At 67.8% G+C, this 15956-nt stretch carries 14 protein-coding genes; 3 read left to right on the forward strand and 11 right to left on the reverse strand.

Annotated elements, in window-relative coordinates; all coding sequences use genetic code 11:
* Window positions 1-12: 12 nt before the first annotated feature.
* Genes J2Y49_RS18590 through J2Y49_RS18620 form a run of 7 tightly spaced genes read right to left on the reverse strand, consistent with a single transcriptional unit; the run spans window position 13 to window position 5779 of the window.
* Window positions 13-750, reverse strand: a complete 738-nt coding sequence (locus J2Y49_RS18590) for a fumarylacetoacetate hydrolase family protein (protein WP_310116360.1) — start codon at window positions 748-750, stop codon at window positions 13-15.
* Window positions 747-1811: a LacI family DNA-binding transcriptional regulator gene (locus J2Y49_RS18595; RefSeq protein ID WP_310116361.1), complete on the reverse strand. Its 1065-nt coding sequence runs from the start codon at window positions 1809-1811 to the stop codon at window positions 747-749. The genes J2Y49_RS18590 and J2Y49_RS18595 overlap by 4 nt, the downstream gene beginning before the upstream one ends.
* Before the next feature lie 12 nt (window positions 1812-1823).
* Window positions 1824-2762 carry a 2-hydroxyacid dehydrogenase gene (locus J2Y49_RS18600; RefSeq protein ID WP_310116362.1) on the reverse strand — a complete coding sequence of 313 codons (939 nt, stop codon included), beginning with the start codon at window positions 2760-2762 and terminating at the stop codon, window positions 1824-1826.
* A 30-nt stretch (window positions 2763-2792) separates the two neighbouring features.
* The gene (locus J2Y49_RS18605; RefSeq protein WP_310116363.1) at window positions 2793-3557 is read right to left on the reverse strand and encodes an amino acid ABC transporter ATP-binding protein; all 765 of its coding nucleotides are present in this window, start codon (window positions 3555-3557) and stop codon (window positions 2793-2795) included.
* A 39-nt stretch (window positions 3558-3596) separates the two neighbouring features.
* Window positions 3597-4406: a transporter substrate-binding domain-containing protein gene (locus J2Y49_RS18610; RefSeq protein WP_310116364.1), complete on the reverse strand. Its 810-nt coding sequence runs from the start codon at window positions 4404-4406 to the stop codon at window positions 3597-3599.
* Window positions 4407-4437: 31 nt separating this feature from the next.
* A complete protein-coding gene (locus J2Y49_RS18615) occupies window positions 4438-5091 on the reverse strand; it encodes an amino acid ABC transporter permease (RefSeq protein WP_149222499.1) in 654 nt (217 codons plus the stop codon).
* A gap of 13 nt (window positions 5092-5104) precedes the next feature.
* Window positions 5105-5779: an amino acid ABC transporter permease gene (locus tag J2Y49_RS18620; RefSeq protein WP_194914855.1), complete on the reverse strand. Its 675-nt coding sequence runs from the start codon at window positions 5777-5779 to the stop codon at window positions 5105-5107.
* Window positions 5780-6127: 348 nt separating this feature from the next.
* On the opposite strand from J2Y49_RS18620, the gene J2Y49_RS18625 reads away from it, so the two are divergent.
* Window positions 6128-7624 (forward strand): MFS transporter, encoded by a 1497-nt coding sequence (locus tag J2Y49_RS18625; RefSeq protein ID WP_310116366.1) that lies wholly within the window; start codon window positions 6128-6130, stop codon window positions 7622-7624.
* 13 nt (window positions 7625-7637) lie between these two features.
* Here the strand turns inward: J2Y49_RS18625 and J2Y49_RS18630 are convergent, their stop codons facing one another.
* The 3 genes from J2Y49_RS18630 to J2Y49_RS18640 all read right to left on the reverse strand — a co-directional run bounded on the left by J2Y49_RS18630 (window position 7638) and on the right by J2Y49_RS18640 (window position 10100).
* On the reverse strand, window positions 7638-8339 hold the full coding sequence (locus J2Y49_RS18630) for a TetR/AcrR family transcriptional regulator (protein ID WP_310116367.1): 702 nt from the start codon (window positions 8337-8339) through the stop codon (window positions 7638-7640).
* 150 nt (window positions 8340-8489) lie between these two features.
* Window positions 8490-9323, reverse strand: coding sequence for a universal stress protein (locus J2Y49_RS18635; RefSeq protein ID WP_310116368.1), 834 nt, complete (start codon window positions 9321-9323; stop codon window positions 8490-8492).
* 78 nt (window positions 9324-9401) lie between these two features.
* Entirely contained in the window at window positions 9402-10100 is a 699-nt protein-coding gene (locus tag J2Y49_RS18640; protein WP_310116369.1) for a TetR/AcrR family transcriptional regulator, read from the reverse strand.
* A 184-nt stretch (window positions 10101-10284) separates the two neighbouring features.
* Between J2Y49_RS18640 and J2Y49_RS18645 the strand changes: the two genes are divergently transcribed.
* Entirely contained in the window at window positions 10285-11481 is a 1197-nt protein-coding gene (locus J2Y49_RS18645; protein ID WP_310116370.1) for an efflux RND transporter periplasmic adaptor subunit, read from the forward strand.
* A gap of 32 nt (window positions 11482-11513) precedes the next feature.
* On the forward strand, window positions 11514-14657 hold the full coding sequence (locus J2Y49_RS18650) for an efflux RND transporter permease subunit (protein WP_310116371.1): 3144 nt from the start codon (window positions 11514-11516) through the stop codon (window positions 14655-14657).
* A 214-nt stretch (window positions 14658-14871) separates the two neighbouring features.
* Here the strand turns inward: J2Y49_RS18650 and J2Y49_RS18655 are convergent, their stop codons facing one another.
* Window positions 14872-15891, reverse strand: coding sequence for a purine nucleoside permease (locus J2Y49_RS18655; protein ID WP_310116372.1), 1020 nt, complete (start codon window positions 15889-15891; stop codon window positions 14872-14874).
* Between the last annotated feature and the right edge of the window lie 65 nt (window positions 15892-15956).

Genomic DNA, 15956 nt, shown 5'->3' on the forward strand with positions numbered 1-15956 from the left:
CCCCTCAGGCGCTCAGTCGACCTTCAGCGTCAGCGTGCCCATGGTGCCGTAGCGGGCGACCGACCGGCTGCCCGGCTGGACGAAGACGGTGCCGGTGCAGGAGCCGGTGGTGACCACCTCGCCCGCATGCAGGCCGCCGAAGCTGCGGGCGCCGACATTGGCCATCCACACCAGCAGCCGCACCGGGTCGCCGGCGCTGTTGCCGCCGACGACATCGACCTTGGTCTCGCCGTCGACCTCCAGCGTCACCGACTCCTTGAGCGGGTCGAGGGCGCGCCAGTCGGCGATGGCCGGGCCGACGATCAGGGCGCCGTGGTTGAACTGGTCCGCCATGTGGCTGAGCCGGTCCTGGCTACCGAAGCCGGTGTAGCGGGTGTCGACGATCTCCCAGGCCGGATGGACGGAAGCAACGGCGTCCAGAACCTCCTCCCGCGTATAGGGCTGCTCGCGCGCCGGCAGGTCGCTGCCGAAGCGGTAGGCGATCTCCGCCTCCACCCCGATGACCTGGAACAGGTTGGCCGGCAGATGGTCGGTGCCCTCGAACACGGTGGCGGCGTTGATCGGCGCGCGGAAGGGCTCGGCGTCGGGCGTGGCGGCGCCGACCTTCCAGGCGGTGACGGGGCCCAGGCGGCGGGCGACGGCGTCCTGGATCGCATAGGCCTCCGCCTCGTCGGCGGGGCGGCTTTCCAGCCCGGTCAGCCACTTGCGGGTCTCGCGTGCCGCGATCAGGGCCTCGACGGTATCGGTCATGACAGGTCTCTATGGTGGGTGGAATGAGTGGGAGCGCCGCAGGATTGGCGGACGACCAGCCGGCTCGGCAGGATGATCCGCTCGGGCGGGCCCTGCGGGTCGGCAATGCGGCGCAGAAGCAGGCGGGCGGCTTCCTGCCCGATCTGCCTTGCGGAGGTGGCGACGGTGGTGAGCGCCGGGCGGCTGAGTGCGGCCTCCGGCACGTCGTCGAAGCCGGTGACGGCCAGATCGCGCCCGGCCCTGAGGCCAAGCGCCTCCAGCCCCAGCATCAGCCCCAGCGCCACCACGTCGTTGTAGCACAGGGCTGCCGTCGGGGCCTGCGGCCGATGGAGCAGATCGTCCGCCACCTCGGCACCCGAACGCCTGGTCAACGGACAGCGCAGGACCAGATCGTCCGCCAGCCCATGCCGCCGCATCGCCGCGATGAAACCGGCATGGCGTGCCGCGTAGGCGGAATGGTCCAGCATCCCGCCGACGAAGGCGATCCGGCTGTGCCCGAGGGAGACCAGATGGTCGACGACCGTCTCCACACCCGCCTGGTAATCCACCCCGGCATAGTCGCGGCCCCGGTCGGACAAGAAGCGCAGGGACTGGACGCAGGGCAGCCGCCAGCGGTCAAGACGCTCCAGCAGGTCGTAAGGCGTTCCGGCGGCGGGGCAGAGGATCACCCCGTCGACATTGTGTTCCCGCATCCGCTGCAGGAAGCGCTCCTGCCGCTCCGGCTGCTCGGCGGTGTTGGCGATGAAGGCGACGAAGCCTTCGGCGTCCAGCACATCGTCCACCCCCGCCGTCAGCTCGGCATAGAAGGGGTTGTTCAGCTCGCAGACCAGCAGCCCGATGGTCTGGGTGCGGGCGGCGCGCAGGGTGGCCGCGCCGCGGTTGTAGATGTAGCCCAGCGCCGCCATGGCGGCCTGGACCCGCTCCCGCGTCTCCGCCGCCACCAGCGGGCTGCCGCGCAGCACCAGCGACACCGTCGACCGCGACACCCCGGCATGGCCGGCGACCTCCGTCAGGGTGATGCGGTCGTTGCCCGGTTTGCTGCTATCCGGCGGCTGGGCCACGGTGGCGGAGCCTCACACCACGGCGGTCGGCAAGGGCCGGCCGGCGAAGAAGGCGTCCAGATTGTCCAGCACCAGCTGGCCCATCGCCGTGCGCGTCTCCACCGTGGCGCTGGCCTGATGCGGCTGCAGGACGACGTTGTCGAGGCCGTAGAAGCCCTCCGGCACATTGGGCTCGTCGGCGAAGACGTCCAGCCCGGCCCCGCCCAGCCGGCCTTCGGTCAATGCCGCCAGCAGCTCCGGCTCGTCCACCACGCTGCCGCGGGCGACATTGACCAGGATGCCGTCGGGCCCCAGCGCGTCCAGCAGGTCGCGGCCCACCATGTTGCGCGAGTCCGGCCCGGCCGACGCCGCCACCACCAGGATGTCGCTTTCCCGCGCCAGATCGACCGGCGAGGCGACGAAGCGGTAGGACACGCCGTCGCGCGGCTTGCGGTTGGTGTAGGCGATGGTCATGCCGAAGGACTCGGCGCGCTTGGCGATGGCCTCGCCGATGCGGCCCAGCCCCAGAATGCCCAGCCGCTTGCCGCTGACCTTGCGGGCGAGCGGCAGCTTGCCCGTCGGCCACTGCCCGGCCCGGACGAAGCGGTCGCCCACCGCCATGCGGCGCGAGGCGGCGATCAGCAGCCCGATGGCGAGGTCCGCCACGTCGTCGGTCAGTACGTCGGGCGTGTTGGTGACGCGCACGCCGCGGCCGCGGCAATGCTCCAGATCGACCGCGTCGGTGCCGACGCCGTTGATGGCGACGATCCCCAGCTTCGGCAGGGCGTCGACCACCGCGTTCTTCACGCCGGTCCCGCCGCCGGTGACGACGGCGCGCACCCGGTCTGCCAACTCGGCGACCAGCCGGTCGCGGTCGGTCGCGGCGGACAGGCGGTGGACGGTGTAGGCCGCGTCCAGAGCCTGCTCGATGGCGGGCATCATGGGTTCGACGAGGAGGATTTCGGGCTTCATCACGACTGTCCTTGGTGGAACGAAAAGGTCCTAGTGAGCCAGAATCTGGCCGAGGAAGCTCCGCGTCCGCTCCGATTTCGGGGCGGAGAAGAACGCCTCCGGCGTGTTCTGCTCGACGATCTCGCCGCGGTCCATGAAGATCACGCGGTGGGCGACCGACTTTGCGAACCCCATCTCGTGCGTCACGCACAGCATGGTCATGCCGTCTTCCGCCAATCCGATCATGGTGTCCAGCACCTCCTTGACCATTTCGGGGTCGAGCGCGGAGGTGGGTTCGTCGAACAGCATCACTTTCGGGTTCATGCAGAGCGACCGCGCGATGGCGACGCGCTGCTGCTGGCCGCCCGACAGCTGGCCGGGATACTTGTCGGCCTGTTCGGGAATGCGCACCCGCTCCAGATAGCGCAGCGCGGTGGCCTTCGCCTCGGCCTTGTTCGTGCCGCGCACCTTCATCGGCGCGAGCATGCAGTTCTCCAGCACGGTCAGGTGCGGGAACAGGTTGAAGCTCTGGAACACCATGCCGACCTCCCGCCGCACGGTGTCGAGCTGGCGGTGATGGGGGCCGAGCTCGACGCCGTTGACGGTGATGCGGCCCTTCTGGTGGCGTTCCAGCTGGTTGATGCAGCGGATCAGGGTCGACTTTCCCGATCCGGACGGGCCGCAGATGACGATCCGCTCGCCCCGGTGGACCTCCAGGTCGATGTCCTTCAGCACCTGGAAGTGATCGTACCATTTCTGGACGCCTTCCATGCGGATGACGACATCCGCGCTCATCGGTCCGGACGCCACTGCCATGGTTCTACCCTCCACCGGGGAAATGCGGTTGCTTCAAGCTCAGGACTTGCCGGACGTGACCGCCGCCGGCAGGTCGGTGCCCAGCCACTTCTGATGGATGGCGTTCAGCTCCCCGTTCTTCTTCACCGTGTCGAGGAAGCCGTTGACCCAGGCCTGCAGCTTGTCCTGGCCCTGGCGCATGGCGACGCCCTGCACTTGGCTCTTCAGCACGAACTTCATCTCGTAATTGGCCTGAGGCGCCATCGTCTTGATCTGCTGCGCCACCACGTTGCTGACGCCCAGCGCATCGACCTGGCCCGACAGCAGGGCCTGCACGGCGCTGGCGTCGTCGTCGAAGCGCATGATGCGGGCATCCTTCGGCGCCGCCGCGGTCAGCGACTGGTCCTGGGTGCTGGCGCGGGCGACGCCGGCGCTCTTGCCCGACAGATCCTCGGCCTTGGCGATCGGCGACTTCTGCGGGGCGAGCAGCCCGATCTCGATGGCGGCATAGGGGTCGGAGAAGGCGACCTGCTTGGCCCGTTCCGGCGTGATGCCGAGCGACGCGACCAGCACGTCCACCTTGCCGGTCAGCAGGTAGGGGATGCGGTTCGGACCGGTGACCGGCACGATGTCCACCGGCACGCCCATGTGCTTCGCCATCAGCTTGGCGACGTCGGCGTCGTAGCCGTCCGGCTTGCCGTCGGCGGTGGTGATGCCGAAAGGTGGGAAGTCGACCAGCATGCCGACGGTCAGCTTGCCCTTGCCCTTGATGTCCTCGACGCTCTGGGCGTTCGCCGTGGCAGTCAGGCCGATTGCGGTGGTCATCAGGGCGCCGGCGACGATCAGGCGGCGGGTGACGGTGAAGGCCATGGGTGTTTCCTCCGAATGCATTTTTAGGGTTTCAGCGTGTTGGAGCGGCGTAGCGGGCTTCCAGCCGCTGGCTCAGCAGCGACAGGGGCCAGCACAGCGCGAAATAGATCGCGGCGACGATGCCGAAGACCAGGAAGGGCTGGAAGGTGGCGTTGTTGACGATCTGGCCGGCGCGGGTCAGCTCGACGAAGCCGATGATGGCGGCCAGCGAGGTGCCCTTGATGACCTGGACCAGATAGCCGACGGTCGGCGGTACCGCGACCTTCACCGCCTGCGGCAGGATCACGTAGCGCATCAGGCCGGGATAGCGCAGGCCGAGCGCGGACGCCGCCTCCCATTGCCCACGAGGCACCGACTGGATGCAGCCGCGCCAGATTTCGCCCAGGAAGGCGCTGGTGTTCAGCGTCAGGCCGAGTGCCGCGGCCACCCACGGGCTCATGTCGATGCCCATCACGGTGGCGCCGAAGAAGACCAGGAACAACTGCATCAGCAGCGGCGTGCCCTGGAAGACCTGGATGTAGCCGGTCGCCAGCCAGCGCAGCGGCTTCACGTCCGACGTGCGGCCGAGCGCGACGAACAGGCCGACGATGCCGCCGCCGATGAAGGCGATGGCCGACAGCAGCAGCGTCCACTGCACGGCGCTCAGCAGGAACAGGAACTCGTTGTATCCGAAGGCGCGGATCATCTTGCGGCCTCCTTCAGCGCCGGTCGACGGAATAGGCGAAGGCCAGCCGGTAGATGCCGGCGAACAGGGCCGAGAACATCAGCGCCAGCACCAGATAGATGCCGGTCACGACGATGTAGATTTCGAAGCTGCGGAAGGTCTGCGACTGGATGTTGTTGGCGACCGAGGTCAACTCGTCCGCGGAGATGGCGGACACGATGCTGGAGCTCAGCATCAGCAGGATGAACTGGCTGGTCAGCGCCGGATAGACCGTGCGCAGCGCCGGCTTCAGCACGATATAGCGGAAGACCTGCAGCGGGCGCAGCCCCAGCGCCAATCCGGCTTCGATCTGGCCCTTGTGGATGGATTCGATGCCGGCGCGGATGATCTCGGTGGCATAGGCCCCGACATTGACGACCATCGCGATCAGCGCCGCCACGTCCGGCGACAGCCTGAGGCCGATGGTCGGCAGCCCGAAGAAGATCAGGAAGATCTGGACCAGGAAGGGCGTGTTGCGGATGACCTCGATATAGGCGTTGATAAGCCAGCGCACCGGTTTCGGACCGGAGGTCTTGCCCAGCGCACAGAGGATGGCGACCACCAGCCCGATGGCCATGGCGCCGAACGACAGCTTAATCGTCAGCCAAGCCCCGCCCAGCAGCATGTCCCACGACGCGAACACCGCGTCGAATTGAAAGTCATAGGTCACGGCCGTTCCTCCGCACCCGCGTCGTACCGGCTTGTCCAAGGGCCGGCGTCGCGCGGATCGCCTTTGTCCGTCGGGCATCCATCCAGGGTCATCGCCCGGGTGTCGTTGCCTGGGCTGTGGCGGCCTTCGCGGTCGCCGTCCCGGTGCCCCCTCAGTCTTTGGACAAGCTAATTGGATCGATCCAAATACGCAACGGAAAATGAGGAGAGTCGTGACAATTCGTGTACCAGATGTTTGGCGGGTGCTCGGACGGGGCGCTGGCGAAACCTTCCATTGCGACGGGACGTTTCACCCGCAGCCGGAACGCCTCACCCGGTCCTTCCATCAGCACGAGGAGTGCCGTCCGCCATGACCGCCAGACAAAGCGCCGCTCTGGGCTCCGCGCCGCGGAATGCCGCGGTGAGCAGCCTCGTGCCCGCCCGGATGGACCGGCTGCCCTGGGCCCGTTTCCATTGGATGGTCGTGGTGGGGCTGGGCGTCAGCTGGATCCTGGACGGCATCGAAATCCAGCTGATCTCGGCCTCCGGCTACAAGGAAAGCCTGGGCATGTCGAGCGCCGAGGTCGGGCTTGCCGGCACCATATATCTCATGGGGCAGGTGGTCGGGGCGCTCTTCTTCGGGCGGCTGACCGACCGCTGGGGACGCAAGCGGCTGTTCATCACCACACTGGCGATCTACCTGATCGCGTCGGGCATCGCCGGGTTCGCCTGGACGCCGTGGTTCCTCTATCTCTGGCGCTTCGTCGCCGGGATGGGGATCGGCGGCGAATATGCCGCCATCAATTCCGCCATCGACGAACTGATCCCCGCCCGCTACCGCGGCCGTGTCGACATCGCCATCAACGGCACCTATTGGGGCGGTGCGATGATCGGCGCCGTCGGCAGCGTCTTCCTTCTCGACCATTCGCTGGTGCCGGAGGATCTCGGCTGGCGGATCGCCTTCTTCATCGGTCCCTTCCTGGGACTGTTCATCATCTATCTGCGCCGCTTCATCCCGGAAAGCCCGCGCTGGATGGTCACCCACGGGAGGGAGGAGGAGGCCGAGCGTATCGTCGACGGCATCGAGGCCAGCGTCCGCGAGCAGGGAAAGACGCTGCCGCCGGTCGATCCGCGGCGGGCCATGTCCATCATCCCCGAAGATTCGGTGTCCTACGCCCAGTTGGTGGACGTCTTCTTCCGGCAATATCCGTCACGCACCTTCCTGGGCGTGACGATGATGGTCACGCAGTCCTTCCTCTACAACGCGATCTTCTTCACCTACGCCCTGGTCCTGCAGAATTTCTATCATCTCGACCCGTCACAAACGGCGCTCTATTTCTTTCCCTTCGCCGCCGGCAACCTGATCGGTCCGCTGCTGCTGGGGCCGCTGTTCGACACGGTGGGGCGGCGGCGGATGATCTTCAGCACCTATCTGCTGGCGGGAACCGTGCTGCTGGTCTCCGCCTTCCTGTTCCGGCAGGGGGTGCTGACGGCGGACACCCACACGGTGTTCTGGTGCGTGTCCTTCTTCTTCGCCTCGGCGGGCGCGTCGTCGGCCTACCTGACGGTCAGCGAGATCTTTCCGCTGGAGGTGCGCGCGCAGGCCATTTCGTATTTCTTCGCCATCGCCCAGGTGGTGGGCTCAGCCGGGCCGCTGCTGTTCGGCTGGCTGGTGGGGGAGGGTACGGAGCGCGACCCGCTGTTCTGGGGTTATGTGCTGGGGTCGGTGGTGATGATGTTCGGTGGCGTGGTCGCCCTGATCTACGGTGTCGATGCCGAAGGCAAGGGGCTGGAGGAGATTGCCGAACCGCTGACCAAGGCCGACCGCGACCGCGGGGTGGGGGAGGAGGCTACGGAGACGATCTGACCGCCGCCGCGTCTCATCCTGGAGTCGCGGTTTCCGAGGCGTGGGCGCCGCTCAGGAACAGCCGCACCGCCTGCCGGACATAGCGGTCGAGGTCGGGGATGGCCGGCGCGCTTTGCGGCAGGATCAGGCGGCGCATCAGCAGGTTGCCGGTGACCATGCCCAGGAAGGCCTGGGCGGCCACGGCCGGATCCTCGATCTTCAGGGTGCCGCTGTCCGAGAGGCGTTGCAGATACTCGGCAAGGCGGCGGATGGCGTTTTCCGGGCCGATGCGGAAGAAGGCCTCGGCGATGTCCGGCACGCGGTCGCCTTCGGAGATCAGGATGCGGACCGTACCGGTCGTCTCCTCGTTCAGCAGGGCCTTGACCAGATGCAGGGCGAAGGCGGTCAGCCCGGCTTCCGGCGTGACGCGGTCGTCGGCCTGGGCCGGGGCGAGGCCGGAGAGGATCATGGCGTTGTCCTCCTCCATGATCGCGCGGAACAGGCCTTCCTTGTCGCCGAAATGCTCGTACAGCGTGGCACGGGAGCCGCCGGCCACGGCGATGATGTCGCTGAGCGTGGTCTTCTCGAACCCCTTTTCGATGAACAGCCGCCGCGCGGCGGTGAGGATCGCCTGCCGGCGCGCCAGTCCCCGCGGTCCGCAGGTGGCGGGTCCCGCCGGTGCCGGTCCGGCAGTGGCTCCGGCGGCGACATCGGCCTTGTGGCTGCTGCTCGTCATGATGCGCTTTCCTCCGGCGCGGCGGTGCCCGCGTCCGGTCTGATTATCCGTTCCACGCCGATGCGCGTGCGCCACTGTAGAACGTCTGCACCGGGAAGGGGGACCGGCGCGAGCTGTAAAAAAGACGCAGGGGCCCCTTCTCCGGCAGTGTCATCGCGACAGCAGGATCGGCGTGTTCGCCTTCGCCAGAACCGTCCGGGTCGTCCCGCCGAAGACGAATTCGCTGATCCGCGGCCGGCCATAGGCGCCCATCACCAGCAGGTCGGCATCCACTGTGCGCGCATGGTCCAGCAGCACGGTGCCGGCATCGGTGCCGGGGCGCTGTTCCAGCACCACCTCCACTCCGTTGCGCGCCAGATGGCGGGACATGTCGGCCCCCGGATCGCCGCCGAGCAGGCCGTTCGGGCGCGCTTCGGGCACCACGACCAGATGCACGATGTCCGCCGCGCTCAGCAATGGCATGGCGAGCGCGATGGCGGTCGCCGCCTCGCGGCTGCCGTTCCAGCCGACGACGATGCGCCGGCCGATGCGGTGCGACGGCCAGCCGGCCGGCAGAAGCAGGGTGGGGCGGCCGGAGGCGAAGATCACGTCCTCCGACAGGCTGAGCATCCGCGCCGGCCGGGTCGGCCGCAGCGGCGGACCGACGATGGCGAGGCTGGCATGGCGGGCGTGGAGCATCAGCGCCTCGCCATCCTCATGGTCGGACAGGCGCCATTCGCCGCTGATGCCGGTGTCGGCGACGATGCGGTCGAACAGCGTCCGCGCCTCCGCCGCCGCGTTGCGGGTGGCGGTCTGATGCTGGCGCAGCATGGCTTCCAGCCCGCCGCCGCGGGCGAAGCCGCTGCCGGGGGTCAGTTCCAGCCGGTTGACGACGAAGGTGGCGATCAGGTGCGCCTGCCAGCTTTGCGCCAGGGCGGCGGCATAGGCGAGCCGGCCCGCCCGCTCCTCGTCCGCCTCGATGAAAACGACGATGTCCTTCGGCATTCCTGATTGCATTCCGGGGCGCATTCTACGGGCCTCTTGCTTGGCGGTTCGTTCGGGAGCGTGATTGGGTCGGTGCCGTCAGGAGGCCGACGGGGACGGGGCGGCGCCGCGAAGGAACAGATGCACGCAGGCGCGCACATAAGCCTCCACCGCCGGCATGTCGACAGGCCGGTCGGGCAGGATCAGCCGCTCCATCAGAAGGTTGCCGGTCACCATGCCGCAGAAGGCCTGTGCCGCCGCATCAGGGTCGGCGACGCGGATCCGTCCTGCCTCGGCCAGTTCGCGCAGGCAGCCGGCCATCCGCTCGCGCGTGCGTTCCGGTCCGACGCGGACGAAGGTCTCGACGAGGTCGGGGATGCGGGCGCCTTCCGAAATCAGCGTGCGCAGGATCGCCGTCGTCTGCGGCTCCGTCAGCGCATGCATGATGTGCAGCGCGATGCGGACCAGCCGCTCTTCCGGATCGGCGACCTGCTCCGAAACGCTGCCGGCGGGGGCATCCAGGGCGAGGGCGTCCGGAGCCATGCCGTCCAGCACGCGGGCGCAATGTTCCTCCATCATGGCGCGGAACAGGCCGTCCTTGTCGCCGAAATGGGCATAGAGCGTCGTGCGCGATCCGCCGGCGACCCGCAGCACGTCGCTGAGCGACGTTCCGGCATAGCCCTTCTCGACGAACAGCGCCGCCGCGGCATCCAGCAGAGCCCGGCAGCGCGCATGGCCGCGGGTGCCCGTTCCGGCGCCGTATTCCAACCCCCTTGCGTCCAGCCCCGTATCGGGCATTGCGGAACCCCCTTGCGCGCTGCAGCATTCTGAATGTATCGTCTGGTACAGTGTACTGTATGAGACAGTACTAAGCAACGGGGATGTGCCGGTCCACCCGCAGCCCGGACCGAAGGCCGGCCCAAAGCCCGGCCGTAGCAGGGAGACGGGACCGCAGACGCGCGGCGCCGAGACGAGGAAAGAGATGTTCAGATCCAACTCATTCATGACGCTGGCCGCGGCGGCTGCGCTGATCGCGGTGCTCGCCGGCTGCAACCAGCAGAAGCAGGCGGCCGGCCAGCCCCAGGCCGGCGGTCCGCCGGAGGTGTCGGTCATCACCATCGGGCCGCAGCGCCTGACCGTGACGACCGAGCTGCCGGGCCGCACCGCCGCCTATCGGGTGGCTGAAATCCGCCCGCAGGTCAGCGGCATCGTGCTGAAGCGCCTGTTCCGCGAGGGCAGCGACGTCAAGGCCGGCGACCAGCTCTATCAGATCGACCCTGCCACCTACGAGGCATCGCTGGCGAGCGCCCAGGCCGACGTGCAGAAGGCGGAAGCCAACCTGCAGGCCGCGCGCAACAAGGCGGGACGCTATGGCGACCTCGTGAAGAACAGCGTGGTCAGCAAGCAGGACTTCGACGACGTCCAGGCCTCGCTGAAGCAGAACGAGGCGCAGGTTGCCGCGGCCAAGGCGGCCTACAACCTCGCCAGCATCAACCTGAACTACACCAAGGTGTTCGCGCCGATCTCCGGCCGCATCGGCAAATCGGCGGTCACCGAAGGCGCGCTGGTCACCGCCAGCCAGGCGACGGCGCTGGCGACCATCCAGCAGTTCGACCCGATCTATGTCGACGTGACGCAGACCGCCTCGCAGCTGATGAAGCTGCGCGAGGACATGGCGACCGGCCGCATCCGCCCGGCGGAGCCCGGCAAGATCCCGGTGACGCTGTTCCTGAACAGCAACGGCGACGACACCCCCTATCCGGCGAAGGGTGAACTCCAGTTCTCCGACGTGACGGTGGATGCCGGCACCAGCTCGGTCCAGCTGCGCGCCGTCTTCCCCAATCCGAACAAGGAGTTGCTGCCCGGCCTGTTCGTCCGCGCCCGCGTGGAGCAGGGCGTCGCCGAGAACGCCATCACCGTGCCCCAGGCGGCGGTCAGCCGCGGACCGGACGGCAGCGCCCGCGTCTGGGTGGTGGGCGCCGACAACAAGGCGGCCCAGCGCACCATCAAGACCGAGCGCGCGGTCGGCAATGTCTGGCTGGTGTCGGACGGGCTGACGGCCGGCGAGCGGGTGGTCGTCGAAGGCCTGCAGAAGGTCAAGCCGGGGGCCGAGGTGAAGCCGGTGCCGGCCCAGAATGCTCTCGCTGCGCTGCCTGAAAAGGCCGCGTCGGCCCGCTGATCCAGGATACCGCTCCCCCAGGAACCGCTCACATGTCAAAATTCTTCATCGACCGGCCGGTCTTCGCCTGGGTCATCGCCATCGTCATCATGATGGCGGGCGCCCTGGCGATCCTGCGGCTGCCCGTCGAGCAATATCCGAAGATCGCGCCGCCGACGGTGTCGATCACAGCCAGCTATCCCGGCGCCTCGGCCAAGACGCTGGAGGACACGGTCACCCAGGTCATCGAACAGAAGATGACCGGGCTCGATCATTTCCGCTACATGTCCTCCAACAGCGACTCCTCCGGCAACGTCACCATCACCCTGACCTTCGAGCCAGAGGCCAACCCCGACATCGCCCAGGTCCAGGTGCAGAACAAGCTGCAGCTGGCGGTTCCCCTGCTGCCGCAGGAGGTCCAGCAGCGCGGCCTTCAGGTGTCGAAGGCGGGCAACGACTTCCTGCTGGTGGTCGGTTTCGTGTCGAGCGACGGGCGCCTCAGCCAGGGCGACATCGCCGATTACGTCACCTCCAACCTGCAGGACACGCTGAGCCGTGTCGAAGGTGTCGGCGACGTCACCGTCTTCGGCCCGCAGCATGCCATGCGCATCTGGCTCGATCCGGATGCACTGAACAACTTCGCGCTGACCACCACCGACGTCTCCAACGCGGTCAAGACGCAGAACGCGCAGGTCTCCGCCGGGCAGCTCGGCGGTGCGCCGGCCGTCGCGGGCCAGCAGATCAACGCCACCATCACCGCCCAGTCGCGCCTGCAGACGCCGGAGCAGTTCGGCGCCATCCTGCTGCGCGTGAATCCCGACGGTTCCCAGGTGCGGCTGCGCGACGTGGCGCGGATCGAGATCGGGTCCGAGACCTACGAGATCAGCGCCGCGTACAACGGCAAGCCGGCGGCGGGCGTCGGCATCAAGCTGGCGACCGGCGCCAATGCGCTGGACACCGCCGGTGCGGTCAAGGCCCGCGTGGCGGAACTGCAGCCCTTCTTCCCGGCGGGCATCGAGGTCATCTACCCCTACGACACCACGCCCTTCGTCGAGCTGTCGATCCATGAGGTGATCAAGACGCTGTTCGAGGCCATCATCCTCGTCTTCGTCGTGATGTACCTGTTCCTGCAGAATTTCCGCGCCACGCTGATCCCGACCATCGCGGTGCCGGTGGTGCTGCTCGGCACCTTCGGGGTGCTGTCGGCCTTCGGCTTCTCGGTCAACGTGCTGACGATGTTCGGCATGGTGCTGGCGATCGGCCTGCTGGTCGACGACGCCATCGTCGTGGTCGAGAATGTCGAGCGCGTGATGAGCGAGGAGGGGCTGCCCCCGCGCGAGGCGACGCGCAAGTCGATGGACCAGATCACCGGCGCGCTGGTCGGCATTGCGCTGGTGCTGTCGGCTGTGTTCGTGCCGATGGCCTTCTTCGGCGGGTCGGCCGGCGCCATCTACCGCCAGTTCTCGCTGACCATCGTGTCGGCGATGGCGCTGTCGGTGGTGGTCGCCCTGGTGCTGACCCCGGCGCTGTGCGCCACCATCCTGAAGCCTGTGACCGTCGGTCACGGTCATTCGAAGAGGGGCTTCTTCGGCCTGTTCAACCGCGGCTTCGACGCCAGCAGCCGGGTCTATGTCCGCGGCGTGCGCGGCGCGGTGAACCGTCTGGGCCGCTATTTCATCGCCTATCTGCTGATCCTCGGCGGGCTGGGCTACCTGTTCCTGCAGATGCCCTCCTCCTTCCTGCCGACGGAGGACCGCGGCCAGCTGTTCGTGCTGTGGTCGGCCCCGCCGAACGCGAGCGCCGAGCGCACGGCCGAGACCGCCAAGGCCGTCACCGCCCATTTCCTTGAAAAGGAGAAGGACAGCGTCGAGGGCCTGTTCACCATCGTCGGATTCAACTTCTCCGGCCGCGGCCAGAATGCCGGCATGGCCTTCGTCCGGCTGAAGGACTGGAGCGAGCGCGGATCGCCGGCGCAGAAGCCGCAGGCCATCGCCGGTCGGGCGATGGGGGCGCTGTCGCGGCTGAAGGATGCGGTTGTCTTTGCCTTCCTGCCGCCGTCGGTTCCCGGCCTCGGCAACGCCACCGGCTTCGACGTGCAGCTGGTCGACCGCGGCGGGCTGGGCCATGACCGGCTGATGCAGGCGCGCAACCAGCTGCTGGGCATGGCGGCGCAGAACCCGAAGCTGGTCGGCGTCCGCCCCAACGGCCTGGAGGACACGCCGCAGTTCAAGCTGGACGTCGACCGCGAAAAGGCGAGCGCGCTCGGCCTTGCGCTGAGCGACATCAACACGACGCTGTCGGTGGCCTGGGGGTCGTCCTACGTCAACGACTTCATCGACCAGGGCCGGGTGAAGAAGGTCTATCTGCAGGCCGACGCGCCCTACCGCATGCAGCCGAGCGACATCGACCGCTGGTACGTGCGCAATTCCAGCAACCAGATGGTCCCCTTCTCCGCCTTCACGACGGCGCAGTGGATCTTCGGCTCGCCGAAGCTGGAGCGCTATAACGGCTCTTCATCGCTGAACATCCAAGGGTCGGCCGCACCGGGCATCAGCTCGGGCGAGGCGATGGCCGAGATGGAGGCGATGATGCGGAAGCTGCCGCAGGGAATCGGCTACGAGTGGACCGGCCTGTCCTACGAGGAACGGCTCAGCGGCTCGCAGGCCCCGGCGCTCTACGCCCTGTCGATGATCATCGTCTTCCTCTGCCTGGCGGCGCTCTATGAGAGCTGGTCCGTGCCGGTGTCGGTGATCATGGTGGTGCCGCTGGGCGTCATCGGCGCGGTCATCGCGGCGACGCTGCGCGGCCTGCCGAGCGACGTCTATTTCCAGGTCGGCCTGCTGACCACCATCGGCCTTTCGGCGAAGAACGCCATCCTGATCGTGGAGTTCGCCAAGTCGCTCTACGACGAGGGCATGGAGCTGAAGGAGGCGGCGATCGAGGCCTGCCGCCAGCGCCTCCGGCCGATCATCATGACGTCCCTGGCCTTCGTCCTCGGCGTTCTGCCGCTGGCGATCGCAACCGGCGCCGGTTCGGAGAGCCAGAACGCCATCGGCGTCGGCGTGATGGGCGGCATGATCTCCGCCACCGTGCTGGCGATCCTGTTCGTCCCGGTCTTCTTCGTCGCGGTCTACCGCCTGTTCGTCCGCCGGCGGCCGGGGCAAGGCACCATGCCGCAGCCGGCGGCAGGGGACTGAGCGAGCAGGCTCACGCCGTCGAAACGGAAAAGCGCCGGGTCCCTCGCGGGCCCGGCGCATTTTCTTATCCGGCAGGAAGGAACATCGTGGAACAGGTCCGCCGCCTCTGTTCAATCCGCCCACCCCCTTTCGATCGTGGGACGTCCCAAGAAAGGCGGGGGCAGCTTGTGGGCGATGCGGTGTCGGAAGGGACGCGGCCTGTAGGTTTCAGGCTTTACCGTGCCGGCAGCGCCGGGACGCCGTCCTTCCACTGGTCCCAGTGGCCGACGATGTGGTCGACCATGCGGGAGCCGACCAGTTCCACATTCTCAACCGTCTCGGCAAAGCCGCCGGCCGTTTCGCCCGGCTTCGGGTCGAGATGCTGCAGGGTGGTCTCGTTCGGGTTGCCCTGGTCGAAATTCACGGCGCCGCGCAGGCTCATCACCCGGTCGGAGCCTTGCAGCCGCTTGATCACCAGCGTGATCGCCGCCGCTTCCATCTCGGTGATGACGTAATCGTCGGCGCCATAGAGCTTGGCGATGTACTGCGCCTGCTCCGACATGCCGGGGCCGTGGAAGAAGGTGTCGCCGGTCATGTGCGTGCCGGTGCCTACGAAAGGAGCACGTTGCGCCGCTTCCTGCGGATAGCGCTTGCGATAGGCACGGGCGGACTCGCTGTCCTTCAGCGGCGTGTCGGCGGTCAGCCGCATCGCCCAGGAGACCAGCGCCGGGTTCATCGGGAACAGGCGCACCGCTTCATAGCCCTTGCGCGGCATGAAGGTCGGCTCGCCCGGCTTGCCTTCCTCCGGCGCCCAGCGGTGGCCCAGGTCGTAGTCGACCACCCAGGTCGCCCAGCTGACCTCGCCGATGGTGCCGCGTGACGGCGGGGTGCCGGCCACGCCGGTGACCAGGAAATAGGCTTGCGACAGGTCGAGCTGCGGGGTCAGCAGGATCGCCTGCATCGAGGCGGAGGAGCTGACCTTGCCCATGCCCAGCACCGACCCGCACACGCCGTCGGCATTGCAGTAGACCGGGTTCAGCGCGCCCTTCACCGTGATCGGCTCGGCGGTCTGCCAATAGCGCTCGTACCAGTGCTGGAACTCGCCCGCCCGGTCGCCGGTGTTCTTGCCGATCTCGAACATCGACCCGACGAACACCTTGACCTTGACCGGTTCCGCGGCCTGGAGGGATCCGTTCAGCCCGAACAGGAGCAGGGCCGACAAGGCGGCGCTGCGGCAGCAGGAGAGCAACGACATCGAACTTTCACTCCGTGGGACAAAAGACGCACGGGAGTATGCAATGCCCGAGCCATGCCCGTCCG

This window comes from Azospirillum sp. BE72 (genome assembly GCF_031455875.1).
Lineage (GTDB): Bacteria > Pseudomonadota > Alphaproteobacteria > Azospirillales > Azospirillaceae > Azospirillum.